At 47.0% G+C, this 22470-nt stretch carries 25 protein-coding genes; 19 read left to right on the top strand and 6 right to left on the bottom strand.

Features of this window, described 5'->3' with window-relative positions:
- Positions 1 to 129: 129 nt before the first annotated feature.
- Together hslO and hslR are read right to left on the bottom strand one after the other, a co-directional pair.
- Positions 130 to 975 (bottom strand): Hsp33 family molecular chaperone HslO, encoded by an 846-nt coding sequence (gene hslO, locus IY568_RS22355; RefSeq protein ID WP_125564557.1) that lies wholly within the window; start codon positions 973 to 975, stop codon positions 130 to 132.
- A gap of 11 nt (positions 976 to 986) precedes the next feature.
- Positions 987 to 1397: a ribosome-associated heat shock protein Hsp15 gene (gene hslR / locus IY568_RS22360; protein ID WP_125564555.1), complete on the bottom strand. Its 411-nt coding sequence runs from the start codon at positions 1395 to 1397 to the stop codon at positions 987 to 989.
- Positions 1398 to 1638: 241 nt separating this feature from the next.
- On the opposite strand from hslR, the gene gspC reads away from it, so the two are divergent.
- The 13 genes from gspC (at position 1639) to IY568_RS22425 (ending at position 13625) form a co-directional block, all read left to right on the top strand.
- The gene (gene gspC / locus IY568_RS22365) at positions 1639 to 2529 is read left to right on the top strand and encodes a type II secretion system protein GspC (RefSeq protein WP_138539546.1); all 891 of its coding nucleotides are present in this window, start codon (positions 1639 to 1641) and stop codon (positions 2527 to 2529) included.
- A 28-nt stretch (positions 2530 to 2557) separates the two neighbouring features.
- On the top strand, positions 2558 to 4618 hold the full coding sequence (gene gspD, locus IY568_RS22370) for a type II secretion system secretin GspD (protein ID WP_138539545.1): 2061 nt from the start codon (positions 2558 to 2560) through the stop codon (positions 4616 to 4618).
- Between the two features lie 58 nt (positions 4619 to 4676).
- Complete coding sequence (gene gspE / locus IY568_RS22375; RefSeq protein WP_164517645.1) at positions 4677 to 6164, top strand: type II secretion system ATPase GspE; 1488 nt, start codon at positions 4677 to 4679, stop codon at positions 6162 to 6164.
- Positions 6164 to 7390, top strand: a complete 1227-nt coding sequence (gene gspF / locus IY568_RS22380; RefSeq protein ID WP_125564547.1) for a type II secretion system inner membrane protein GspF — start codon at positions 6164 to 6166, stop codon at positions 7388 to 7390. Before gspE ends, gspF begins: the two co-directional genes overlap by 1 nt.
- A gap of 72 nt (positions 7391 to 7462) precedes the next feature.
- Positions 7463 to 7888 carry a type II secretion system major pseudopilin GspG gene (gspG, locus tag IY568_RS22385; protein ID WP_125564545.1) on the top strand — a complete coding sequence of 142 codons (426 nt, stop codon included), beginning with the start codon at positions 7463 to 7465 and terminating at the stop codon, positions 7886 to 7888.
- Between the two features lie 5 nt (positions 7889 to 7893).
- A complete protein-coding gene (locus IY568_RS22390) occupies positions 7894 to 8517 on the top strand; it encodes a type II secretion system protein (protein WP_125564543.1) in 624 nt (207 codons plus the stop codon).
- A complete protein-coding gene (gspI, locus tag IY568_RS22395; RefSeq protein WP_125564541.1) occupies positions 8514 to 8909 on the top strand; it encodes a type II secretion system minor pseudopilin GspI in 396 nt (131 codons plus the stop codon). The genes IY568_RS22390 and gspI overlap by 4 nt, the downstream gene beginning before the upstream one ends.
- Positions 8909 to 9625, top strand: coding sequence for a type II secretion system minor pseudopilin GspJ (gene gspJ, locus IY568_RS22400; RefSeq protein WP_194868752.1), 717 nt, complete (start codon positions 8909 to 8911; stop codon positions 9623 to 9625). Before gspI ends, gspJ begins: the two co-directional genes overlap by 1 nt.
- The gene (gspK, locus tag IY568_RS22405; protein ID WP_125564617.1) at positions 9606 to 10604 is read left to right on the top strand and encodes a type II secretion system minor pseudopilin GspK; all 999 of its coding nucleotides are present in this window, start codon (positions 9606 to 9608) and stop codon (positions 10602 to 10604) included. The genes gspJ and gspK overlap by 20 nt, the downstream gene beginning before the upstream one ends.
- Positions 10604 to 11812 carry a type II secretion system protein GspL gene (gspL, locus tag IY568_RS22410; protein WP_194868753.1) on the top strand — a complete coding sequence of 403 codons (1209 nt, stop codon included), beginning with the start codon at positions 10604 to 10606 and terminating at the stop codon, positions 11810 to 11812. Before gspK ends, gspL begins: the two co-directional genes overlap by 1 nt.
- The gene (gene gspM, locus IY568_RS22415; protein ID WP_125564536.1) at positions 11809 to 12285 is read left to right on the top strand and encodes a type II secretion system protein GspM; all 477 of its coding nucleotides are present in this window, start codon (positions 11809 to 11811) and stop codon (positions 12283 to 12285) included. The genes gspL and gspM overlap by 4 nt, the downstream gene beginning before the upstream one ends.
- Before the next feature lie 2 nt (positions 12286 to 12287).
- Positions 12288 to 13046: a type II secretion system protein N gene (locus tag IY568_RS22420; RefSeq protein ID WP_138539540.1), complete on the top strand. Its 759-nt coding sequence runs from the start codon at positions 12288 to 12290 to the stop codon at positions 13044 to 13046.
- A 3-nt stretch (positions 13047 to 13049) separates the two neighbouring features.
- On the top strand, positions 13050 to 13625 hold the full coding sequence (locus tag IY568_RS22425) for a UPF0149 family protein (RefSeq protein ID WP_125564532.1): 576 nt from the start codon (positions 13050 to 13052) through the stop codon (positions 13623 to 13625).
- 5 nt (positions 13626 to 13630) lie between these two features.
- On the opposite strand, the gene IY568_RS22430 is transcribed toward IY568_RS22425, so the two are convergent.
- Positions 13631 to 13834 carry a hypothetical protein gene (locus tag IY568_RS22430; RefSeq protein WP_125564530.1) on the bottom strand — a complete coding sequence of 68 codons (204 nt, stop codon included), beginning with the start codon at positions 13832 to 13834 and terminating at the stop codon, positions 13631 to 13633.
- The gene (locus IY568_RS22435; RefSeq protein WP_194868754.1) at positions 13834 to 14190 is read right to left on the bottom strand and encodes a hypothetical protein; all 357 of its coding nucleotides are present in this window, start codon (positions 14188 to 14190) and stop codon (positions 13834 to 13836) included. The genes IY568_RS22430 and IY568_RS22435 overlap by 1 nt, the downstream gene beginning before the upstream one ends.
- Positions 14191 to 14423: 233 nt before the next feature.
- On the opposite strand from IY568_RS22435, the gene ccoG reads away from it, so the two are divergent.
- From ccoG to IY568_RS22455, 4 genes are all read left to right on the top strand, one after another.
- Positions 14424 to 15851 (top strand): cytochrome c oxidase accessory protein CcoG, encoded by a 1428-nt coding sequence (gene ccoG, locus IY568_RS22440; RefSeq protein WP_125564526.1) that lies wholly within the window; start codon positions 14424 to 14426, stop codon positions 15849 to 15851.
- Positions 15852 to 15968: 117 nt separating this feature from the next.
- Complete coding sequence (locus IY568_RS22445) at positions 15969 to 16943, top strand: serine/threonine protein kinase (protein ID WP_194868755.1); 975 nt, start codon at positions 15969 to 15971, stop codon at positions 16941 to 16943.
- A gap of 19 nt (positions 16944 to 16962) precedes the next feature.
- Positions 16963 to 17586, top strand: a complete 624-nt coding sequence (locus tag IY568_RS22450; protein ID WP_010387105.1) for a thiol:disulfide interchange protein DsbA/DsbL — start codon at positions 16963 to 16965, stop codon at positions 17584 to 17586.
- A 12-nt stretch (positions 17587 to 17598) separates the two neighbouring features.
- Positions 17599 to 18234: a thiol:disulfide interchange protein DsbA/DsbL gene (locus IY568_RS22455; protein ID WP_125564523.1), complete on the top strand. Its 636-nt coding sequence runs from the start codon at positions 17599 to 17601 to the stop codon at positions 18232 to 18234.
- Between the two features lie 59 nt (positions 18235 to 18293).
- Here the strand turns inward: IY568_RS22455 and trmA are convergent, their stop codons facing one another.
- Positions 18294 to 19391, bottom strand: coding sequence for a tRNA (uridine(54)-C5)-methyltransferase TrmA (gene trmA, locus IY568_RS22460; protein ID WP_194868756.1), 1098 nt, complete (start codon positions 19389 to 19391; stop codon positions 18294 to 18296).
- Between the two features lie 159 nt (positions 19392 to 19550).
- Between trmA and IY568_RS22465 the strand changes: the two genes are divergently transcribed.
- A complete protein-coding gene (locus IY568_RS22465) occupies positions 19551 to 20663 on the top strand; it encodes a DUF5610 domain-containing protein (RefSeq protein WP_138539536.1) in 1113 nt (370 codons plus the stop codon).
- Between the two features lie 97 nt (positions 20664 to 20760).
- Complete coding sequence (murI, locus tag IY568_RS22470; protein ID WP_194868757.1) at positions 20761 to 21561, top strand: glutamate racemase; 801 nt, start codon at positions 20761 to 20763, stop codon at positions 21559 to 21561.
- Between the two features lie 111 nt (positions 21562 to 21672).
- On the opposite strand, the gene IY568_RS22475 is transcribed toward murI, so the two are convergent.
- Complete coding sequence (locus IY568_RS22475) at positions 21673 to 22149, bottom strand: RNA recognition motif domain-containing protein (protein ID WP_194868758.1); 477 nt, start codon at positions 22147 to 22149, stop codon at positions 21673 to 21675.
- Positions 22150 to 22470 lie beyond the last annotated feature (321 nt).

Genomic DNA, 22470 nt, shown 5'->3' on the forward strand with positions numbered 1-22470 from the left:
AAAAATCGAATAATTTCAATGATACCGGTGTCATAAAATATGACCTTTAAATGACACCGGTATCAATTTTAAGCGACAAAAAAGCCGCCAAAATGGCGGCTTGTCTTCAATGTGATTAAAATATCCCAACTAATTAAAAATAGCCTTGATATCTTGTTCTTCAAATCGGTAATTTTTTAGGCAGTAGTGACAGCTGATATTGATCTCACCTTGCTTCTGAATATCCTCCAGCAGCGCCTCTTGGCCGATGTTGGCTAATGCACTGATGGTTTTGTCACGGCTGCAACCGCAAACAAAATTAATCTCCTGGGGTTCGAACAGCTGTGGGTTATCTTCATGATATAAGCGTGTCAGGACTGTTTGTGCGTCCAGCGTAAGCAATTCCTCATCTTTAATAGTATTGCTCAGTGCTTCTAGATGCGCAAAATCCTCTTCCGACTTAGTTTTGTCAACAGGCAGTACCTGTAAAAACAATCCGGCCGCTTTGGCACGCTCACCGTTTACATCGGTGGCAAACCACAAGCGGGTCTTGAGTTGTTCAGACTGGATAAAATAATCTTCCAGACAAGCCGCCAGAGTCTCACCGCCTAGCGGAACGACCCCTTGATAGCGCTCACCCTTATTGGGTGTAATGGTGATCACCATATAGCCTTTACCCATCAAATCCTGAATACTGCTACCTGTGATCTCACCTTGTAGACGGGCAATACCGCGCATATTCTGCTTATGATCGCCATTGATAGCTGCGTACTTAACTGGGCCATCCCCCTGCAACTGTACAGTGATGTCGCCTTCAAATTTTAAAGTGGCAGTCAGCAGGCTGGACGCAAGCAGCAGTTCACCCAATAAAGTTTGTACTTCCTTCGGGTAGTCATGACCACTGATAATGTCATTAAAGGTCTGTTCAATTTGTACGAGTTCACCACGTACATCGAGTTGATCGAAAATATATCGATGAAGTAAATCTTGTTGCATCAATTCGGATCCTAGCTAGATTTCAGTTTGAGCAGTTCGCGACGCTGCTTTTTATCTGGTTTATGCTCAGGGCGCGGTGCAAAAAAGCTATTGTTTTTGCGCGCAATGGCATTTTGTGCCCGTTTTTCAAGGCTGGCAGCTGACTCTTCGTAGAGGGTCTGGGCAATGGGCGCACTCTGACGCTTTTCCATAATGTGCAGCACGGTGACTTCCTTTTCATCGAAACCCTGTGCCAGTTTGATCACAGCACCAACCTCAACCATTCGGCTGGGTTTACAGCGTTGGCCATTGTAGTGTACCTTGCCACCCTGGATCATCTCGCGGGCAATGGTACGGGTTTTATAAAAGCGTGCCGCCCAGAGCCACTTGTCCAGGCGTACTTTCACTTCGCTTAGGTTGTTTTCTTGATTGACTTTTGTCACAATTCGTTAACTAATGCCCAAAGCTAATTTAATCGGTGAAATTTAACACATTTGATGAGGCAAAAAAAGCATCTGAACACGCTCTGATGTGGTTACATCTCAGCCACAGGCACTGTTAATGCTGTGTTCAGTTAGGTATTCTAAGTTGTACCTATTTACTTTAAAGTTTCATATACGCGTGCTTGTTGAATCGAATTCGAGGCGGTACACTGAGGCGCTCAACAGAATAAGAATATGACATATGGAATTACAGCTACAACAGTTGCAAAAATTACTACATAACTTACCCCATGCGAAACTTAGCCGCCTGGTGGTGTATTTGGCTGTTGTGTATATCGCATTTCTTTTTGCTAAGTTATTTTGGCTGCTTTGGCCAGTACCGCAGACACAGCCTTTACCTACTCAGTCTCAAGTTTATGCGCAGAATTCGGCCGCGGTTAGCAGTCGCTCTATTCTCGGCCACAACATATTTGGCAAGGCCAATGAAAAACCTGTGGTTGAAGCGCCTAAGCCGGTGATATCTGATGCCCCCGAAACGCAGCTAAATGTGCGCCTAACTGGTATTGTAGCAGTTAGCCAGAATGATGCTGCCGGGCTGGCGATTATTGAGTCCCAGGGGCGCCAGGAAACCTACGTGGTCCAGGATGCCGTTAAGGGTACCCGCGCCAAACTGGCTCAAGTTCTGCCTGATAGGGTGATCCTGGATGTGAGTGGCCGGTTTGAAACTTTGATGTTAGATGGCATTGAGTTCAGCCGTCAGGTTGCTTCACCGGTACAGCCGCGTCGTACTAGCGCCAAGCCAAACAGAGTCAGTAATCAAACCCGTGAAGAGCTTAAGCAGCGCCGAGACGAATTGCTGGCTGAGCCGGGTAAATTGTTTGACTACATTCGTATTTCACCTGAAAGGCGCAATGGCCAACTGGTTGGTTATCGTTTGCGTCCAGGTAAAGACCCTGAACTGTTTAAGAAAATGGGGCTTAAAAATAACGATCTCGCCATTGCTATTAATGGCTTCCAACTCACGGATATGAAACAGGCTATGTCAGCAATGAACGAGCTGAGAAATAGCACTGATGCCAATATCACGATTGAACGTGACGGCCAGACTGTCGATGTGCAATTTAGCCTGTAAAGACAATAATTTTGGAGTTATAAAAATCATGGGTAGAAAGCTACACCTCACAAAAATCAAAAAAGGGTTAGCTAAGTATGCAGCTCTGTTATTTGCGGCTGGATTGTCCTTGTCTGTTTCTGCGGTTGAGTATGCGGCCAACTTTAAAGGCACTGATATTAACGAGTTCATTAATATCATCAGTAAAAATCTCAACAAAACCATCATTATTGACCCAAATGTACGGGGCAACATTAATGTTCGCAGCTATGAGCTGATGGATGAGGCCCTTTATTATCAGTTTTTCCTCAACGTTCTAGAAGTTTATGGCTATGCCGTCGTTGAAATGGAAACTGGGGTTCTGAAAGTTGTACGCAGCTCGGATGGTAAGAAGGCCAATGTTCCATTGGTCGGCGATGGTAACGACAATAACGGGGATGTGATGATCACCCGAGTTGTAGAAGTTAAAAACGTCAGTGTACAGGAACTGGGACCATTGATCCGTCAGTTCAGTGACCAAAAAGATGGTGGTCACGTGACTAACTTCAACTCAGCTAACGTGATGATGTTGACGGGTCATGCTGCGTCGGTGAATCGCTTGGTTAATATCATTAAGTCGGTTGACCAGGCAGGTGATCAGCGCGTTGACATTGTACGTCTGCAACATGCGACAGCTGACGATGTTGTTCAGGTAGTTGAGAAAATCTATAAAGATGGCGGTAAAAACCAGGTTCCAGAGTTTCTGATCCCTAAAATTGTCTCGGATAACCGAACTAACAGTGTGGTTGTTAGTGGTGAAGTACAAGCGCGTACGCGTGCCATTGAATTGATCAAGCGTCTGGATGAAGAACTGGAGAACCAGGGCAATACGCAGGTGTTTTACTTGGATTATGCCAAGGCAGAAGAGCTGGTTAAAGTGCTTCAAGGGGTGAGCAAAACGCTACAAGAAGAAGCGCAGGGAGGCAGTAAGACCCGCACCCGGAGCAGCCAGAACGAAACCAGTATTGAGGCCCACGAAGATTCAAACTCACTGGTTATTACTGCGCAGCCGGATACCATGCGCTCGTTGGCCAGCGTTATCGAAAAGCTTGATGTTCGTCGAGCTCAGGTATTGGTTGAAGCCATTGTAGTTGAAGTACAGGAAGGTGACGGTATTAACTTTGGTCTGCAATGGATCACTGAAAAAGGCGGTATGCTGCAGTTCAATAATGGTACAACGGTACCAGTTGGTGCATTGGCCGTGGCAGCTGAGCAGGCGCGCGACAAGACGGTCGTTCGTACTCAGGCTGGTACAGAAGATCCGACTAAGATCACCGAATACAACGAAACCGTTGAGGGTGATTTAGGTGCACTGGGTTCTTTGCTGGGCGGTATCAATGGTCTGGCAATGGGCGTAGTTAAAAACGACTGGGGTGCGATCATCCAGGCTGTATCAACCGATACCAACTCAAATATTCTGGCTACGCCATCGATCACTACCATGGACAACGAAGAAGCGTCTATGATTGTCGGTCAGGAAGTCCCTATCATCACAGGCTCAACGGCCAGTGAAAATAACTCTAACCCGTTCCAGACCGTAGACCGTCAGGAAGTGGGTGTTAAATTGAAGGTCACGCCACAAATTAATGATGGTACCGCGGTACAGCTAACCATTGAGCAGGAAGTTTCCAGTGTCAGCGGCGCAACCGCGGTTGATATCTCGGTGAATAAACGTGCTATTAACACAACCGTAATTGCTGATGACGGCGGCATGGTTATCCTGGGTGGTCTGATTGACGAAGATGTTCAGGAAAGTGTATCTAAAGTGCCTCTGTTGGGTGATATTCCATTCTTAGGGCACTTATTTAAGTCAACAAACACAACTAAGCGCAAGCGTAACCTGTTAGTGTTTATTCGTCCGACGATTGTCCGTGACAGCCGCAGTATGAACGAGCTGAGCCATGCTAAATACAAGTTTATCCGTGGTGAGCAGACTAAGCAGCGTGAAGACGGTATTGATCTGATGCCACTGCAGGATGCGCCAATTCTGCCTCAGTGGGATGATGCCATGGTATTACCACCGACGTATGAAGAGTTTCTGAGCGAGCAAAACGAGAAGAACAATGACTGAAGCAATACAGGAACTCATTGACGGTCATGATGAAACAGCGTTGGCGCTGGATGAATCAATGGATGCAGAGGCTGGGTCGCATGTGCGCTTGCCCTTTGCTTATGCAAGACGCCAGAGTTTGCTGTTAAGTCAGCAATCAGAAGGTCTGAAAGTTTATTATAAAGGCCAACCTTCGCTGGATGCGTTGCTTGAAGTACGTCGTATTGCTCAGGCTGGATTTACCCTTGAGCAGCTGGATGACGACAAGTTTGAGTTGCTGCTGGAAGCCTCATATCAGCGAGACAGCTCTGAAACACAGCAGATGATGGAAGACATAGGTAACGAAGTTGACCTATTCTCGCTCGCCGAAGAAATGCCGCAAACTGAAGATCTGCTTGCTGCTGATGACGATGCGCCAATCATCAAACTAATTAACGCCATGCTCAGTGAAGCGATCAAAGAAGGGGCCTCGGATATTCACATCGAGACCTTTGAGCAGGAATTAGTGATCCGTTTCCGGGTCGATGGTGTGCTGAAAGAAGTGCTTAAGCCTAACCGCAAGCTGTCTTCATTGCTGGTATCCCGGATCAAGGTTATGGCTAAACTCGACATCGCTGAAAAGCGGGTCCCACAGGACGGTCGGATCAGTTTACGTATCGCTGGTCGTGCCGTTGATGTGCGAGTTTCGACTATGCCATCTAGTTTTGGTGAGCGTGTAGTACTGCGTCTGTTAGATAAAAACAATGCGCGTCTGAACCTGGAAGATCTGGGTATGACGGAGCGCAACCGTGAACTGTTTGCTGAGATCATTGCTAAACCACACGGTATTATTCTGGTTACCGGTCCGACCGGTTCTGGTAAGAGTACCACCTTGTATGCTGGTATGACGCAGATTAACTCCAGAGATCGCAATATACTGACCGTAGAAGATCCTATTGAATATGAGATCCCCGGAATTGGTCAGACTCAGGTGAACCCCAAAGTGGATATGACCTTTGCCCGTGGTCTGCGCGCGATACTGCGTCAGGATCCAGATGTGGTGATGGTTGGTGAGATCCGGGATCTGGAAACCGCCCAGATAGGCGTTCAGGCGTCACTGACAGGTCACTTGGTGATGTCAACACTACACACCAATACCGCTTCGGGTGCGATTACCCGGATGGAAGACATGGGCGTTGAACCTTTCCTACTATCTTCATCTTTATTGGGTGTCTTGTCACAGCGACTGGTACGAACTTTATGCCCTAACTGTAAAGAAGCACATTTTGCGGATGACCGTGAGTGTGAGCTGTTGGGTATTGAGAAAGGCTCTCAAACCACAATTTATCGTGCTGTGGGTTGTGAAGAGTGTAACTTCAACGGCTATAAAGGTCGAACCGGTATCCATGAACTGTTAATTGTGGACGAGCACATTCGTGAATTGATCCATAACGGTAAAGGTGAACAGTCGGTTGAGAAGTACATACGAACGTTCAGCCCCAGCATTCGTCAGGATGGCTGTGCCCGTGTGCTGAAAGGTCAGACGACGCTGGAAGAGGTGATGCGGGTCACCCGTGAGGAAGGCTAATGGCTGCGTTTGAGTATCGTGCTTTAGACGGCAAAGGAAAAGAGAAAAAAGGCATACTGGAGGCAGATACTGCCAAGCAGGTTCGCCAGATGCTGCGCGAAAAAGCCATGATGCCACTTGAGGTGGCGCCTGCAGCGGAAAAAGAAAAGTCTGCCAGCTCTGGTGGTTTTAGTCTAAGACCTAGCTATAAACCTTCGGTTTCCGATATTGCCCTGATCACCCGCCAGCTAGCGACGTTGATCCAATCCTCTTTGCCAGTAGAAGCTGCCGTAATGGCAGTGGCAGAACAGTGCGAGAAGCCACGTCTCAAACGCATGCTGATGGCCGTTCGTTCTAAAGTTGTTGAAGGTTACACGCTGGCTGATGGTATGTCAGAGTTTCCGCATGTATTTGATAATTTATATCGGGCTATGGTGGCGGCCGGTGAAAAGTCGGGCCATTTGGATCAAGTATTAAATCGCCTGGCAGATTACACCGAACAGCGTCAGCATATGCGCAGCCAGATCACTCAGGCAATGGTTTATCCAACCATTCTGGTGATATTTGCTATTGCTATCGTGTCAGTTCTGCTGGGCACTGTGGTACCAAAAATTCTAAAAACGTTTGAGAAATCTAAACAGGTTCTGCCGTGGACAACAGAATGGGTTATGGCAGCCAGTAATTTTGTGCAGGCCTACTGGATGGTGTCTCTTATCGCTATTTTTGGCAGCGTCTTTTTAATCAAGCAAGCGCTGAAACGGCCCAAGGTGCGTTTTTGGTACGATGCCAAGCTATTACAGCTTCCCGGCATTGGTAAAATTAGTCGCGGCATCAATACCGCGCGCTTTGCCCGTACTCTGAGTATTTTGTCTTCCAGTTCCGTACCTTTGCTGGAAGGGATGAAAATCTCCGGTCAGGTACTGGAAAACGAGAAGATAAAAGCGGCCGTGACAGAAGCGGCAACCCATGTGAGTGAAGGTGCAAGCCTGCGAGCTGCATTGGCACAAACAAAGTTATTTCCGCCCATGATGCTTCATATGATTGCAAGTGGTGAAAAGTCCGGGGAACTGGAGCAGATGCTAGAGCGTGCTGCTAACAACCAGGACAGGGAATTCGAAAGTATGGTCAGCGTTTCGTTAAAACTGCTCGAACCCGCCATGATTGCAAGCATGGCCGTGATCGTGCTGTTTATCGTAATGGCGATCCTACAGCCAATCATGGCGATGAACAAAGCAATTGGTCTGTAGTCAAATTAATTGCATATACAACATCAGCGTGTCGGTTTGATATCGCACGCAAACAGCATTGAGGTAATCAACGTGAAAAAACAATCTGGATTTTCATTATTAGAAGTAATGGTGGTTTTGGTCATCATTGGGATGATCATGTCTATCGTGGCGCCTAACATTATGGGTCAACAAGAAGAAGCTGCAAAAGAAAAAGCGATGCTGGACATTCGTCAGATTGAAGACGCAATGAAAATGTACAAGCTTAAGAATAAAAAGTACCCAACCACAGAGCAAGGTTTGGAAGCCCTGGTAACACAAACCTCCATTGACCCTGTACCAAAGCGTTTCCCTGAAGGCGGCTTTATTTCAAAGCTACCTGAAGATCCTTGGGGTAATCCTTATCAGCTGGTTAGCCCGGGCGAAATGGGTAAGATCGACATCTTTTCAATGGGGCCTGACGGTGAAGTTGGCACAGAAGATGACCTGGGTAACTGGGACAACGAAGAAGACCGTTAATTCTTATGCACACAGCAGTAAACCTTCAATCAGGTGCGCATCAGGCGCACCTACCGAAATCTGGTCGCCAGGCCGGGTTCAGCCTTATCGAAATCCTGATGGTGCTGGTGATTATTGGCTTTTCAGTCAATCTGGTCACGTATACGCTGTCTGACGATATGGAGGAAGAATTGGAGCGTGAAGCGCTCCGACTGCATAGTGTGATCAATATGGCCTCTGAATTTGCCATTCTCAATCAAATTGAGCTGGGCTTTCATCTGGATAAGAAAAAGCTCGAGTTTCTGGTTTTTGATGGTGAAAAATGGACGACTTTTGAGGCCGAAGAACTCTACCAGGCGGTAGAGTATTCCGATGAGTATAAAATTGTACTCACTACGGAAGATTTAGCCTGGGCACAAGACAATATGCTAGAGCAGGCCAATTGGCGTGAGTTGATGGGCAGCGGCGATGAAGAGAGTCTGTTGGAACTAAAAAAACTGAAAATTCCTCAGGTCTTGCTATTGTCGTCAGGTGAAGTCAGTGCGTTTCAACTCAGCCTTGAGCTCGAGGAAAACAGTGAGCCCGTGTATTTTGTTGAAGGTGAGTTTATGGCGCCGGTGAATTTACGTAAGGAGCCGGAAGACTCATGAATGGCCTGATAGCAAGGACAAAACAAGCTGGCTTTACACTTCTTGAGGTGATGGTTGCACTTAGTATCTGTGCCGTCGCGGGGATTGCTGCGATGCAGGCAACGGGTGAGCATATTAATCATATCAGCACTTTGGAGCAGCAAGCTTATGCTTCTTGGGTGGCCGAAAACCGCCTTGTTATGATGCGCGCTGGCGCCAAAGAAGGCGCGGTGCGCAATGGCCTTAAAGGCGATGAGGAAATGGGCGGAGTAACCTGGTATTGGTCACAGTCTACCCTTGCAACGGCTGATCCCACTTTTGTGAAGGTCACAATAGAAGTGTTTTCCGATGAAAAACGTGAACACTCAGTGTACGACCTGACCACCTTTATTTATAAAAAAGGGAAGCGATAATGCGCGCGCATATTTCCTCCCGACAGAGTGGCTTTACCCTGATTGAGGTTTTACTGGCCTTGGCTATTTTGGCCATGGTGGTCACTGCCACCCATCAAATCCTGGATACCACACTCAGAGCCAAAGAAGCATCTGAAGAAACGGTGGCAGAGCTGGAATCATTGCAAACTATGTTTCGTTTGATGGATCAGGACTTCAACCAGATGACCAAACGGGAAGTACGTAATGAGGCGGGGGATTTTAGCCCAACATATATCATTCATGGTCGCTACAATCTGAGCAGTCAGTACGATGGGATTGCTTTTGTACGTGATGGCTGGACCAACCCAATTAGTCTGCTGCCTCGTTCTGAATTACAGGCAGTGGGTTATCGTGTCGTAGACGACAATCTGGAACGTATTTACCGAATTTATGTTGACCAGCTTGATGGCACTGAACCTCGCAGCCAGGTGATCCTGGAAAACGTTGAAGAGCTTAAGTTTGAGTTCCTAGACGACAAGCAGAAGTGGCAGAATAGCTGGGACATTAAAGCCCTGCCTTTGGCGGTTGCTGTGACTATCCAGCAACAAGAGGCTGAGCCAATTCGACGCATTTTTTTAACGCCGGGCGATGGCAAAGTGAAACAAGCCAGCAGCGGTGACGATAATCGCAATGGTAATAACGACAATAACAACAATAACGGCCAAAATGACAATGATGGACAAAGGAGGGGCTAGCGTGAAATCTCAACGTGGTGCAGCGTTAGTCATTGTTTTGTTCATTGTGGCTCTGGCCGCGACTATCGCAACAGAAATGACCATGAGTCTGATGGTACAGGTGCAAAAAGCCACCAACCTGCAGACCCATCAGCAAGCTAAATGGTATAGCTATGGGGCGGAAGAGTTGGTCAAAAAGGTCCTGCTCGATAGCCGTAAAGACGAGCCTGATAAAGTTCATTTGGGACAACCCTGGGCATTGTCAGAGGTACCCTATCCGGTGGATCATGGCACTTTGAGTGGTGAGATCACGGATTTGCAGGCCTGTTTAAACCTCAATGCGTTGCGTAATAAACCGCAAAACAGCGGCAACCGGAATGACACAAACCCAGCACACAAAGCGTTGCTTGAGCTGTTAAAGAACATCGAAGACCTGCCCAGTGAAGAAAGCGAAGAGGCCATGGCAGACAGCGTGTATGACTGGTTGGATGATGACAGTATTACGTTCCGCTCGGGCGCCGAAGAAGATGAATATATGTCACTCAGAACCCCTTATCTGACAGCAAATAACCTGTTTGCTTCGGTCAGTGAGCTGAGGATAATCAAAGGGTTTAACCCTCTGGTAATGGAAAAGTTACTGCCGTATGTATGCGTTATCCCGGGTAGCACTGAGTTGGCTATTAATGTCAATACCATTCAGCCCGAACAGGCGTTGTTGCTGAGCGCGTTGATGGAGGGGCTGAGCGAATCTGGCGCAGAAGCAATTATTTCGGCTCGTCCGGAAAAAGGCTTTGACTCAATACAGGAATTTTATTCGGAAGCGGCAAATCAGGGCGCTTCCGACAAACAAAAGAACGATAAAATTTTTACTATTTCAAGCAATTATTTTAAGTTACGAGCAAAGGCTCAGTTCGATGAGCGTTTGTTTCGCCTGACCTCAATAATCGAAATAAAAGATGGTCGGGCGAGCATCCTAGCGCGTAAATTTGGAGGCGTTTAGTGTCAGAAAATTTGATGATCCGTGTGGGTCACTCACAACAAGAGCCGGTTCACTGGTTAGTCTGGTCGGCGCAAGATGCGCAGATCATTGCCAGCGGTGAGCTGGAGCATGCCGGACGGCTCGGTGAGCTTAGTGAAAAAGCACAGAGCCGCTCGGTTGTCGTGTTGCTGCCAGCCTCTAGCGTGCAGTTAAAAACGATTGATTTACCGGCCAAGTGGAATCGCAAACTGGAGCAGGCCCTGCCTTTCATGCTGGAAGAGCAAATTGCCTGCGATATTGATTCGGCCTTTATCGCAGTAGGTAAAGCCGGTCAGCGGGACGAGCAGCACACCATAGATGTGGCCTTATGTGATAAAGCCTGGTTAGCAGCCTGGATGGCCTTATTCGATGATTTTGATATCAGCGTTCAGCGTTTGCTACCTGATGCATTATTATTGCCTGCGCCGTCAGAAAACACTATCAGTGCTATAGAGCTGGGCACGCAGTGGTTGTTCCGCTCAGGAGACTGGCAGGTCAGTGGTGTTGAATCTGACTGGCTCGCAGGTTTCTTAAACTTGCTACCTGAGGAACGTATTCAACATTTCAGTCCGGGAGAAGCACTGGCATCGAACAAAACGCTCGATGCGATGGAAAGCGAGTATGACTTACCATTGGCGTTGTTTGCTAAACAACTTGAGCAGCAAAGCTTTAACTTACGTCAGGGTAAATTTGCTGCCAAGAAAAAGCAGCCTCAGTGGTGGCGTGATTGGCAAGCTGGCCTAATTGCCGCGTCAATCGCATTGGTCTGCTTTATCGGAATAAAGTCAACGCAGCTGATCTTGTTGCAGAATCAGGCTGATGAGCTAAGCGCGCAGGCTGTTGCCAGTTATAAACAAGCTTTTCCGAATAAAGTGGTGCGCCCACACTTGCTGAAGAAACAGATCCAGAATGAGCTAAACAGTTTATCAGGCGAGCAGCAAGGCGGCTTCCTTGAGTTGACCAATCACTTTGTGACTGTATTCGATGAAGTGAAGGACTTTGAACCTGAAACACTGCGTTATGATCAACGTCGTAACGAACTGCGGATCCGAGCAAAAGCCAACGGCTTCCAGGTCTTTGGTCAGGTAAAAAGCATCCTGGAGCAGCGCGGCATGACAGTGCAGCAAGGTGCACTTAATAATGATGGCGACTACGTGATCGGTGAGATCCGCATTCGAGGTGCAGCATGAAACAGCAAGTGATTAATTATTGGCAATCTCTTAAAGAGCAGGAGCAAAAGCTGCTGATCCTTGGCGGAGTTGTGTTTTGTGTGTTTGTGCTGGTGATGGGGATCATCCGTCCACTCAATACCGCTGTTGAAAAAGCAGAAAAAGAAGTCGATAAACAGCAAGCCCTGGTTTCCTGGGTAGGCAAAAGTGTGACCCAGCTGAAGAGCCAGGGTGTTGGCCGTGCCTCTGCGGCCAATGTTAACCTGACTCAATTGGTGAACCGTACGCGTGGCAAATATAAAATTGTCATCAGTAAAATGCAGCCAAATGATAATGCGCTGCGTGTCAATATCGACAATGTGGAGTTTAACCAGTTGATTGCCTGGCTGGACGAGCTGACCAATCAGCATGGTGTTAAAGTGGCTAACCTGGATCTGGGGAAGGAAGATGCGCCCGGGTATGTTCGAGTTAGCCGTCTGGTATTAGAGAATTAAGTATGAAGAAGATCATCAGTTTAGTGCTGGTTTTTTTACTGGCCTTTGGTGTTTTTGCTGCCATTAGCATGCCAGCCAGTATTGTTTTGCAGCTTTCGCAGGGCTCTTTACCTCGTGCGTTGGCCATTGGAGCCGTATCGGGCTCGGTGTGGGAAGGGCGGATCAGTGAGGTCCGTTACGAAAATGTGCAACTGAATGACGTCACCTGGCAGCTAAATGGCTGGGGACTGTTAACGGGTCAGTTACAGGGTAAAGTACGTTTTGGTTCACCCAGAGCACTGGATGAAATTTCTGGTAATAGTAATTTCTCTGTGTCTTTACTGGATCAGGCTGCGCGGCTGGATGATGCCACCTTGCGTTTTAGCGTCGAGCAGGCTATGCAGCAGGTAACCCTGCCGCTGCCAGTGGATGCCAAGGGTCGCGTGATCCTGAGTATTGATGAATACCATACTGGCCAGCCATACTGTGATGCCCTCACCGGTGAGATCAGCAGTCCCAATATTGATATCAAAGGGCTCAGTGGCTGGTTCAGTATCGGTGATATGAGTGGTGTATTAAGCTGTAAATCTGGCGATATTGCTGTCACAGTGGATCCGGAGAACCGTTTAGGGCTGCGTGCTGACGCCACGCTGGCTGCCAATATGCAGTTCCGGGTTGCAGGCAATATCAAACCTGAAGCCTCTTTACCAAAAGAAGTTCATGATGCCGTTAAATTCTTAGGCCGTCCTGATAGCGAAGGGCGTTACCCGGTGAACTTATAAATCATGATGACGTTTAACTACGACGCGCAGCATCAGACTGCGCTGACTAATTATCTTGAGCAGCGGCCAGGTGCATTGAGCCTGCGCGCTGTTGAAGGCTATTTGTTTGGGTTGATTTGTAGCCCGGACGGGATAGAGCCTGAGCAATGGCTAAGCGAGCTGAGCCTGAACGATGAGGCGCTGGAAGAACACACCGTGTTTGCTTTTTTAGCACTGCATCATCATATCAGCGAGCAGGTTTTCTCTGAGCAATTTGCTCTGCCTGCACAGGCACACTCTCCCTGGTCGGAAAAGCAACAGTGGAGCCAGGGCTTTCTACTGGCCAGCCAACCCTACTATGAGCGTTTAGCAACCGCTTCTGAGGTGCCACAAGAATTGGTTGAGGCGTTGCAAATGGCGACGGAGCAATTGGCATTTTTCAGTTTGCAAGAGCAGCAAGTAGCACAGTTTTGTCAACAGTCGGGGCAAGAGATGTCGGCCTTTTGTGCTCAGCAATTGAGCTTAGCTAATGACTTTGCGCAAGGCTATGCAGCCTTGATTGAGCAGGTCGCTCTGGCGAGCGGCCTGTACAACGAGTAATTCAGTTACATCAAATCCAGTTCAATGTGAGTGCAGCCTTTCGCACAATGTGCACTCCCTTTAGCTCCCTTTGCAGCGGTCAGGTCGAGTTGGATTGGCTGCTCACAGTGCTGACACAGCACCGTCTGGCCTTTACTCAGTTTCTTCAGCAGGGCTTTTTGTTCATTGAAAGACTTAGCACTGGCTTTGTTCAGTTGAGAAAAGTCCATTACAGCCCCGCCTCGCGCAAAGAGCCGGCCGCGATTTCACACACATCCAGTAGCTTGGGGCCATAAAAGTACATATTCAGCTCATTGCCTTCACAAAACTTGAGGTGAAACACTTTCATTTTTTCATTAGTCGACAGGGCAGACATAATATAGTCGTGCTCTGACTCGGTTAAGGTTAGCTCTTTTTTGATTTGCTGGCGTGCGAGCTTGGCTGCCAGGCTATACTGGGCTTTGCTGGTATCACCAAGCAGATCAACACCGTACTGTATCATCTTCTCACGCGGCTCTTTGACACTTGGGTGGTCAATGGTAAACAGAGCCAGGATTGCCACGACTAAAATTAAGTACTTTTTCATAACTGCAACAACTTTGATCTAAACAGCTAAAAGATGTCGCCAGTGTAATAAAATGACGGAATTAAAAGCAAGTTTAGCGCTCAGAATTTTTTATTACCCGAAATGAACGCGATGCTGTTTTATGTCGGGTTTTCCCTTTAAAATGAGCGAGATCTGATCCAGATTGATATACTACATATATAAAATAGAGGTCACTGTAGCAAGTACCTGTCCCAGGCGCGTAAGGAGCTGTGATGGACAAGCAAATTAAGGTCAAAAATATTCCCGTCGACGTCAAAATCCACAAACCCGACGATTTACAACCAGACAGGTTTAACCCTCGCAATCGTATTTATGTCAGGGCTGTTACCGGGTTGCACCAGAAACTCAGAAAGCAGATAGGCTTTATCGGCATGCTGGCGTTCATGCTGTTGCCCTGGATTAACTTCAATGGTGAGCAAGCGGTGCTGTTCGATATCTTTGAGCAAAAATTTAATATCTTTGGTCTGACACTGTGGCCTCAGGACCTCACTATTCTGGCCTTTATATTGATGATAGCGGCCTTTGCCTTGTTTTTGGTTACGACTTTCTATGGGCGGGTGTGGTGTGGTTACACTTGTCCGCAGACGGTCTGGACGTTTATTTTTATTTGGTTTGAAGAGAAGCTGGAAGGTACCGCCAATCAGCGTAAGAAGCTTGATCAGCGGCCCATGGATTTTGATAAGTTCTGGCGTAAATCAGCCAAACATCTCAGTTGGGTGCTGTTTTCTCTGTATACCGCCATTTCGTTTGTCGGTTATTTCACGCCCATCCGTGAATTACTCCCCGACCTGCTGATGTTTTCAGCTTCAGGGTATGCGGCGTTAAGTGTGGTGATCTTTACTCTGTGTACTTATGGTAATGCCGGCTGGATGCGTGAGATCATGTGTCTGCATATTTGTCCCTATTCACGTTTTCAGTCTGCGATGTTCGATAAAGACACTTTCACTGTGAGCTATGATACCGCACGTGGCGAAAATCGCGGACCTCGTGGTCGTAAGGAGGATCCTAAAGCGCTGGATCTGGGTGACTGTATCGACTGTAAACTATGTGTGCAGGTTTGTCCGACCGGTATCGACATCCGTAATGGGCTGCAATACGAGTGCATCAATTGTGGTGCCTGTATCGATGCGTGTGATGGTGTAATGGATAAAATGAACTATCCCAGGGGATTGATCTCCTACACAACAGAACGCAATCTCGAAAGCAGCAGTGAAAAAACCAAAGCCGTACGGGGCAAGTTGGTCGGTTACCTATTGATCCTAATTGTCTTAACTGGGGCTCTGGTTGCTAATGTTGCGATGCGCAAAACACTTGACCTGGATATTATCAGAGACAGAAACCAGCTGTATCGGGTCAATGTAGAAGGGTTGGTTGAAAATACTTATACACTGAAGATGATCAACAAAGCACAGGTGCCTCAAACTTTCCTTATCAGTATTCGCGGTTTGTCTGATTTCACTATTCTGGGTAAGCAGGAGATCCACATTGCAGCAGGCTCTACGGTGGATCAGCCGTTGTCGGTCGTCATTGACCCTTACGATCTGACGTTACCGGTTACCGAGTTTGAGTTCGTCATCACAGTTAAAGATGCGCCCTCGGAGTCAATCGCACAGCCGACAAACTTTTTTAAAGGTCGTTAGCATAGATAGGGTACAATGGGGATAACTCAGATAGACATCATAAAAGCGGGGTAGCCCGCTTTTTTGTTACTTTGTCCTAGGCCAGTTTTTGGAACAGGACAGTGAAAGGTAAAAACTATGACAGATTTCAGCTTTCAAAATTTAACGCCCGACCTGATCCTGGATGCCATCGAAAGCGTCGGGGTTTATCCTGAATCGGGATTGTTGCCCCTCAATAGTTATGAGAATCGGGTTTATCAGTTTCGCGCTGACGATAACCGCCGCTATGTGGCGAAGTTTTATCGCCCTGAACGCTGGCATTCCGAGCAAATTCAGGAAGAACACGACTTCACGCTGGCCCTGCAGCAAGCTGAAGTACCGGTTGTTGCCCCTCTGCGTGTTGACGGGCGCAGTTTGTTTGAGCATCAGGGCTATCGATTCTGTCTGTTTCCAAGTGTCGGAGGTCGCCAATTCGAGGTGGACAACCTGGATCATCTGGAAATGCTTGGGCGCTATATTGGGCGCTTGCACAGCGTTGCGAAGCAGGATGACTTTGCGCACCGACCGGCGATTGATGTGACCAGCTATCTGCATCAGCCGCGTGTTGATATTTTGGCTTCTGAGTGTTTGCCTGATACATTACGGCTTGCATTTACCACGGTGCTTGATCAGGTCATTAACAAAGCAGAAGAAAAATTCACATCAATCCAGCCGATCCGTTTGCATGGTGATTGCCATGCTGGCAATATTCTATGGTCTCAGGAACAGTTAATGATAGTGGACCTTGATGATTGTCGTCAGGGACCCGCGGTTCAGGATCTCTGGATGATGTTAAGTGGTGACAGGCAGAATCAGGTGATGCAACTTGATACCCTGTTATCTGGCTATGAAGAGTTTGCCTCGTTCGATGCGCGCGAGCTTGCCTTAATTGAGCCGCTGAGGGCCATGCGTATGGTGCATTACATGGGATGGCTCGCCAAGCGTTGGCATGATCCGGCATTTCCCCGGAACTTTTCGTGGTTTGCAACAGACAAATACTGGGAACAGCAGATCCTGGCATTAAAAGAACAACTTGCCGCTCTGGATGAAGCGGCGATCAGTCTTTATCCATAAAAATTTAGAGAGAATAGTAATGTTAAAATCGATCAAGGTTGCGCTAATTGCGTTGTGTATGCCAGTGTTGGCAATGGCAGCCGACTTCACGGATGGTAAGCACTATCAGACGTTAACTACAACAAAAAGTGAATCGGCCAAAGTCACCGAGTTCTTTTCTTTTTATTGCCCGCATTGCTTCCAGTTCGAACCGGTTGCCAAAGCGCTGGAGAAAAGCCTGCCACAAGGTGCTGTGTTTGAAAAAAGCCACGTTAATTTCCTGGGTGGCCTGGCACCAGAAGTACAGAGTAACCTGAGTTATGCCTACATCATTGCAAAACACCATGGTAAAGCACAGCAGGTGAGCGACCAGATCTTCAACACCATACACGTGCAGCAAGTGCAACTAAAAGACTTAAAAGATGTCAAAAAACTACTAGAAGCGAATGGGATCAGTGCTGAGCAGTTCGATGCTGCTATGGCCAGCATGCCGGTGATCAGTGCTGAGAAAGCGATGGTTGAGAAGCAAGATGCATTTAGTAAAGCGGGTGCCTTAACGGGCGTCCCCACTTTTGTTGTGAACGACAAATATAAGATTAACCTGAGAGAACTGAGCAGCCAGGCTGAGCTTGATGCTCTGGTTAAGCACCTATTAGAAAAATAAGGGAAGCAGACTATGTTTAAATCCATTTGCGCCGCTGCACTGGCGCTGTTCCTACCTTTAATGGCCAATGCTGCTAACTTCCAGGAAGGCAAGCATTATGAAGTGGTTGCGGAGCGCGGTACAAAGAAACCTGAAGTGACAGAGTACTTCTCTTTTTATTGCCCTGCCTGTAATAACTTTGAATCATTGATCGGTGAATTTAAGCCAAAACTGGATCAGGACGTGAAGTTCAAAAAGAGTCATGTCGACTTTGTTGGCGTCAGAGACCCTGAAATTCAGCAAATGATGAGCACGGCATTGGCGACAGCGTCAGTATTGCCGCAAAAAGACAAGATTGTATCGGCCATGTTTGCGCACTTGCATGGCAAGCGCGGTAAGTTCAATGAAGTAGCGGACATCAAAGATCTGTTTGTTGCACAGGGCGTGTCTGGTGAAAAATTTGATAAGCTGTATAAGAGTTTCTCAGTTCGCACAAAAGCGAAGAAAATGAAACGTGCGCAAGAGCAAATGCAGGACAAAGGTGCATTGAGTGGTGTACCAACGTTTATCGTCAATGGTAAATACAAGCTGATCTTGTCGCGAGAGTCTGGTGTAACTTCACCGGATGATATTGCCGCACTGATTAATTATCTGGCGAAAAAGTCTTAATTTGCCAGAATGAAAAAACCCGCGATGTACGCGGGTTTTTTTATGTCTTAGATTCGCATTTACTTTCTGGTCAGAAAGACACCCGATTCAACATGGTGGGTGTAAGGGAACTGATCGAAGATAGCGATACGCGACACCTGATGCGTTTCACACAGTAACTCCAAATCACGTTCCAGCGTATCCGGGTTGCAGGAAATATAGATGATGTTGTCGTATTGGCTGACCAGTTTACAGGTTAATTCATCCATGCCAGCACGTGGTGGATCTACCAGAATGGTCTGGCAGTTGTAACTGTGTAGATCTATCCCTTTGAGGCGAGAGAACTGTTTTTCGCCCTTCATCGCTGCCGTAAATTCCTCACTCGACATACGAATGATATCAAGATTATCTACTTTATTGGCTGCGATATTGTACTGTGCTGAGTGTACAGAAGATTTAGAAATTTCTGTGGCCAATACCCGGTTAAATTGACCCGCCAGAGCGATGGAAAAGTTGCCATTGCCACAATACAGTTCAAGTAAATCGTTTTGCAGTGGTGCGCACAGGTCTTGTGTCCAGGCCAGCATCTTTTCGTTCACTGCAGCATTGGGTTGAGTAAAGCTGTTTTCGACTTGTTGGTAGGTGTACTGCTTGTCATTAACAGTCAGCCGCTCAGTCACAAAGTCATCACCAAATACCACTTTTTGTTTTCTGGCTCGGCCGATAAAGTCAACTTTATAACTCTGCTGTAGCTCATGACGTAGCGTTTGCATCGCTTCTTGCCAGGCATCATCCAGTGCTTTGTGGTAAAGCAGGCTGATCAGTACTTCTCCACTGAGTGTGGTGAGATAGTCAATCTGGAACAGTTTACGGCGCAGGATCTCGTTGTGACGTAGTTTATCCATCATCACCTGCATCATTTCATTGACCAGAGGCGCACCTGGATCAAACTGATCCACTCGGATCTTCTCTTTGGTTTGCTGATCGAACATGATGTGGAACAGATCGTCACCGTCATGCCAGACTCTGAATTCACAACGCTGACGATAGTGGCTTTTGGGGGAGTCGTACACTTCCAGCTGTGGCGCATCGAAGCGGGCAAATTGCGCACTGATCCGCTGTTGTTTTTCTTTCAACTGTTGCTCGTAGGTCGAAGTGTCAATCGTGATCACCGCCATATTAAAACCACCATAGTTAATGCAAAGAGGCGCTATTTTAGGATGCACTTTCGATTTGTCCAGCACAGAGCAAAACTTTTTGCTCTTTTATTGTACAATAGACTTAAGCTTATGGCGTTTTGGCCGATAACCAACTATCAAGTAAAGCGGAGAGCAGACATGAAAATCGGACAGTTGAATCAGCTGTTGAATCCGGCGATGCAGCATAACGCGGGTAAAGCTAAATCGCTTATCCCTAATATGTCAATTAATACGGATAGTTACCACGGAAACAAATCTCAGGCAGCGGCAAAAATGCTCGATGATAAACTGGCGCAGGCGCTGGGCATTGAGAAAAAAGAAGAAAAAGACAAGCCGCTGTTTGATTTTGAGGAAATTGTCAAAAATGTGCTGGGGTTTGTACAGGGGGCTGTGAAGAAAGCCAAAGCCGCAGGGGAAGATGACGACACACTCAAGAGTATGCTTGATCAAGCACGCAAGGGCGTGCAGATGGGGATTGATGAAGCGTCTGAAGAGTTAAAAGGCACCGGTTTATTCAATGATGAAATTGAAGGTGGGATAGAAAAGTCCAGAGAAGGCATTTTTAACGGCCTGGACGAATTTGAAAAAGAGTTGTTTGATCCTAAGCCCCAGCAAGTGTCTGTTAGTGCCGCTCAGTTTGCCAGCTTATCGAATCAGGCTGAATACGCCTTTACTACAGCAGAAGGCGATGAGGTAGTGATTTCATTCAGTGATGCGATGAGTCAATCTCAGGCTGCCAGTTATGCACGCAACGGTGACAGTGAAGGATTTGCTTATGGTGAGCAGAGCAGTCGTGAACTTAACTTTTCTATCAGTGTGAATGGCGATCTGAATGAAGATGAGCAGGCAGCCATCAACGATATGATGAAAGATATCCGTGATGTCAGTGACACCTTTTTTGCCGGTGATTACGACGATGCCTTTGCCAAAGTGCAGGAGCTGGGTATTAACAGCGAACAAATCGTCAACTTCACCATGGACTTGCGCCAGACTAAAACATCTGCAGCGATTGCTCAGTATCAGCAAAGTAATCCGATGAAAGATTTGGAAAAAGCATTACAGCCATTGGATCAGCGTTTAGAAGGGATCCATGATGAGGCGAAAGGACTGGGTATAGAAGCTCAGTTACCGGATATTATGGCGTGGATCAACGAGGGCCAGGCACGTCTGAATGAGTTTCTGGATTATGCTGAAGGCTTCTTCAGCGCCCTGGAATCACGTCAAGCTGAGAAGCAAGACCAGCAGGTATAATAGAGCGTCTGAACCCACTCTGCTTGAGTTGACACAAGTATTTATTTTAAACCCTGACCGTGGCACACTGCGCGCGAACTGTAAATAAGGAGCGCATGTGCCACACATTCTCGTTTTTGATTCTGGTATCGGCGGAACCAGCGTGCTTGAGCACATTCGTGCAGTACTGCCTCATGCCGATTATAGCTATGTGATGGACAACGTGCTGCTGCCTTATGGCTTACAGTCCCAGCAGACTATTCAGCAGCGTTTGGCCGCCCTGATAAAGTGGCTCGATCGTGATTTGCATCCGGTCGATATCATAGTGATTGCATGCAACACCGCCTCAACTTATGCATTGGGATCCACTCGTCAGTTAACCTCTATCCCGATTGTCGGAGTTGTGCCTGCCATTAAGCCCGCAGCCATCGCCAGTCGTAGTCGACATATTGGCTTACTGGCGACGCCTGCAACGTCCGGAAATACATACACCCAACAACTCATTACGCAATTCGCGAACGAATGCCAGGTTGATTTGTATCAGTCGACTAAATTGGTTGAGCTGGCTGAGCAGTTTTATTGGTCCGGTGAGATTGACCGTGAGCAGCTTGCCGCTGAGATCAAACAACTTGAACTCGCCGCAGGGCTGGATCACTTAGTCCTGGGATGTACGCACTTTCCTATTATTGCGAAACCTTTGAGTGAGGCCATCTCTGAGTCGGTGACCCTGATTGATTCAGGCGCGGCAATTGCCAGGCGTGTTATGTCTTTATTGGCGCAAGGGCGTATCATTGAAGAACCAGGGTTGCCAGTTCAGTGCAATGGCGTTGAGTCAGGAATAACGAATTGGTACGCGACGGCAACCCAGGCGCTTAATATTGATAGACCAGACGTCAGATTGTTCAGCCTTGACCAATAATATTTAGTGATGAATACATGTGCCTGAACAGGTGAGAAGTAAAAAGGGGTGGTAACCAAATTGGCCCCACCCCTGTTAGTGTGTACAACTAGCTTTATAAGATGAAAGAGATCAGTCGTGATCGTTAGTGGTCAGTGACTCTTGTTTTTGTTTCGCTTCTCTGACTTTTAACGTACGTTGCTGAAACTCTGATTCATTGAGTTCGTTGATGGCCTTGAGAGCATCAGGTTGCGGCATTTCGACAAAACCAAATCCTCGGCGTTTACCTGTGTTCTTATCTTTAAGCAAACGAACCGAAAAAACCCGTCCCTTTTCTTCGAACAAATCGCGGACAACTTGTTCATTTGCTCTGTAGGGTAAATTACCGACATAGAGTGTGGTTGTTTCTACCGAACCACTGATGCTACTACTACCAGTATTTCCTGTTGAGGAAGCAAATGCTGAAGCAATACCTCCAATTATGATGCCTAGCGCCAATAATAGGGCGGGATCTACTTGACTATTTAGCAGTACAAAATGCCCGAGCGCATAGCTCAGTATTGCCAGGAGAAGTACAGTAAATAGTGTCTTACGATCGAGAATATTCATAAGGATCTACCAAAAAACGTTGAATACACATTAATTTAACAAGAAAGGTTGCTATATTAACGACTTAATCAAATATCGCAATAATTAAATATAGAACTTGTTGAAAAGATTGCATCTTATCTGCGGAATTAGTGCCAGTATTGAGGGTTTAAAGATAAATGATCAAAAAGATCAAAAAAAGGGGTTGCAATGGTTTTCGATTTCCCTATAATGCGCATCCACCGACACGGAGCACAACGCTGAAAAGCAACGAGTTAAGTGAAGGGAAAGCCAAACGGAAAGCTTAATTAAGAAAAATTAAATTTTCTAGTTGACTTTAAA

The sequence above is a fragment of the Pseudoalteromonas sp. PPB1 genome (assembly GCF_015356275.1).
GTDB lineage: Bacteria > Pseudomonadota > Gammaproteobacteria > Enterobacterales > Alteromonadaceae > Pseudoalteromonas > Pseudoalteromonas rubra_D.

Bases quoted from the DNA above. Each gene is read 5' to 3' on its own strand.
- gspE (WP_164517645.1), top strand. From the start codon at position 4,677: ATGGATGCAGAGGCTGGGTCGCATGTGCGCTTGCCCTTTGCTTATGCA.
- trmA (WP_194868756.1), bottom strand. From the start codon at position 19,391: ATGGCGGTGATCACGATTGACACTTCGACCTACGAGCAACAGTTGAAA.
- IY568_RS22455 (WP_125564523.1), top strand. From the start codon at position 17,599: ATGTTTAAATCCATTTGCGCCGCTGCACTGGCGCTGTTCCTACCTTTA.
- IY568_RS22475 (WP_194868758.1), bottom strand. From the start codon at position 22,149: ATGAATATTCTCGATCGTAAGACACTATTTACTGTACTTCTCCTGGCA.
- IY568_RS22430 (WP_125564530.1), bottom strand. From the start codon at position 13,834: ATGGACTTTTCTCAACTGAACAAAGCCAGTGCTAAGTCTTTCAATGAA.
- gspJ (WP_194868752.1), top strand. From the start codon at position 8,909: ATGCGCGCGCATATTTCCTCCCGACAGAGTGGCTTTACCCTGATTGAG.
- IY568_RS22450 (WP_010387105.1), top strand. From the start codon at position 16,963: ATGTTAAAATCGATCAAGGTTGCGCTAATTGCGTTGTGTATGCCAGTG.
- IY568_RS22445 (WP_194868755.1), top strand. From the start codon at position 15,969: ATGACAGATTTCAGCTTTCAAAATTTAACGCCCGACCTGATCCTGGAT.
- IY568_RS22390 (WP_125564543.1), top strand. From the start codon at position 7,894: ATGCACACAGCAGTAAACCTTCAATCAGGTGCGCATCAGGCGCACCTA.
- gspF (WP_125564547.1), top strand. From the start codon at position 6,164: ATGGCTGCGTTTGAGTATCGTGCTTTAGACGGCAAAGGAAAAGAGAAA.
- IY568_RS22420 (WP_138539540.1), top strand. From the start codon at position 12,288: ATGAAGAAGATCATCAGTTTAGTGCTGGTTTTTTTACTGGCCTTTGGT.
- hslO (WP_125564557.1), bottom strand. From the start codon at position 975: ATGCAACAAGATTTACTTCATCGATATATTTTCGATCAACTCGATGTA.
- gspI (WP_125564541.1), top strand. From the start codon at position 8,514: ATGAATGGCCTGATAGCAAGGACAAAACAAGCTGGCTTTACACTTCTT.
- IY568_RS22435 (WP_194868754.1), bottom strand. From the start codon at position 14,190: ATGAAAAAGTACTTAATTTTAGTCGTGGCAATCCTGGCTCTGTTTACC.
- gspD (WP_138539545.1), top strand. From the start codon at position 2,558: ATGGGTAGAAAGCTACACCTCACAAAAATCAAAAAAGGGTTAGCTAAG.
- IY568_RS22465 (WP_138539536.1), top strand. From the start codon at position 19,551: ATGAAAATCGGACAGTTGAATCAGCTGTTGAATCCGGCGATGCAGCAT.
- gspM (WP_125564536.1), top strand. From the start codon at position 11,809: ATGAAACAGCAAGTGATTAATTATTGGCAATCTCTTAAAGAGCAGGAG.
- ccoG (WP_125564526.1), top strand. From the start codon at position 14,424: ATGGACAAGCAAATTAAGGTCAAAAATATTCCCGTCGACGTCAAAATC.
- gspC (WP_138539546.1), top strand. From the start codon at position 1,639: ATGGAATTACAGCTACAACAGTTGCAAAAATTACTACATAACTTACCC.
- gspK (WP_125564617.1), top strand. From the start codon at position 9,606: ATGGACAAAGGAGGGGCTAGCGTGAAATCTCAACGTGGTGCAGCGTTA.
- IY568_RS22425 (WP_125564532.1), top strand. From the start codon at position 13,050: ATGATGACGTTTAACTACGACGCGCAGCATCAGACTGCGCTGACTAAT.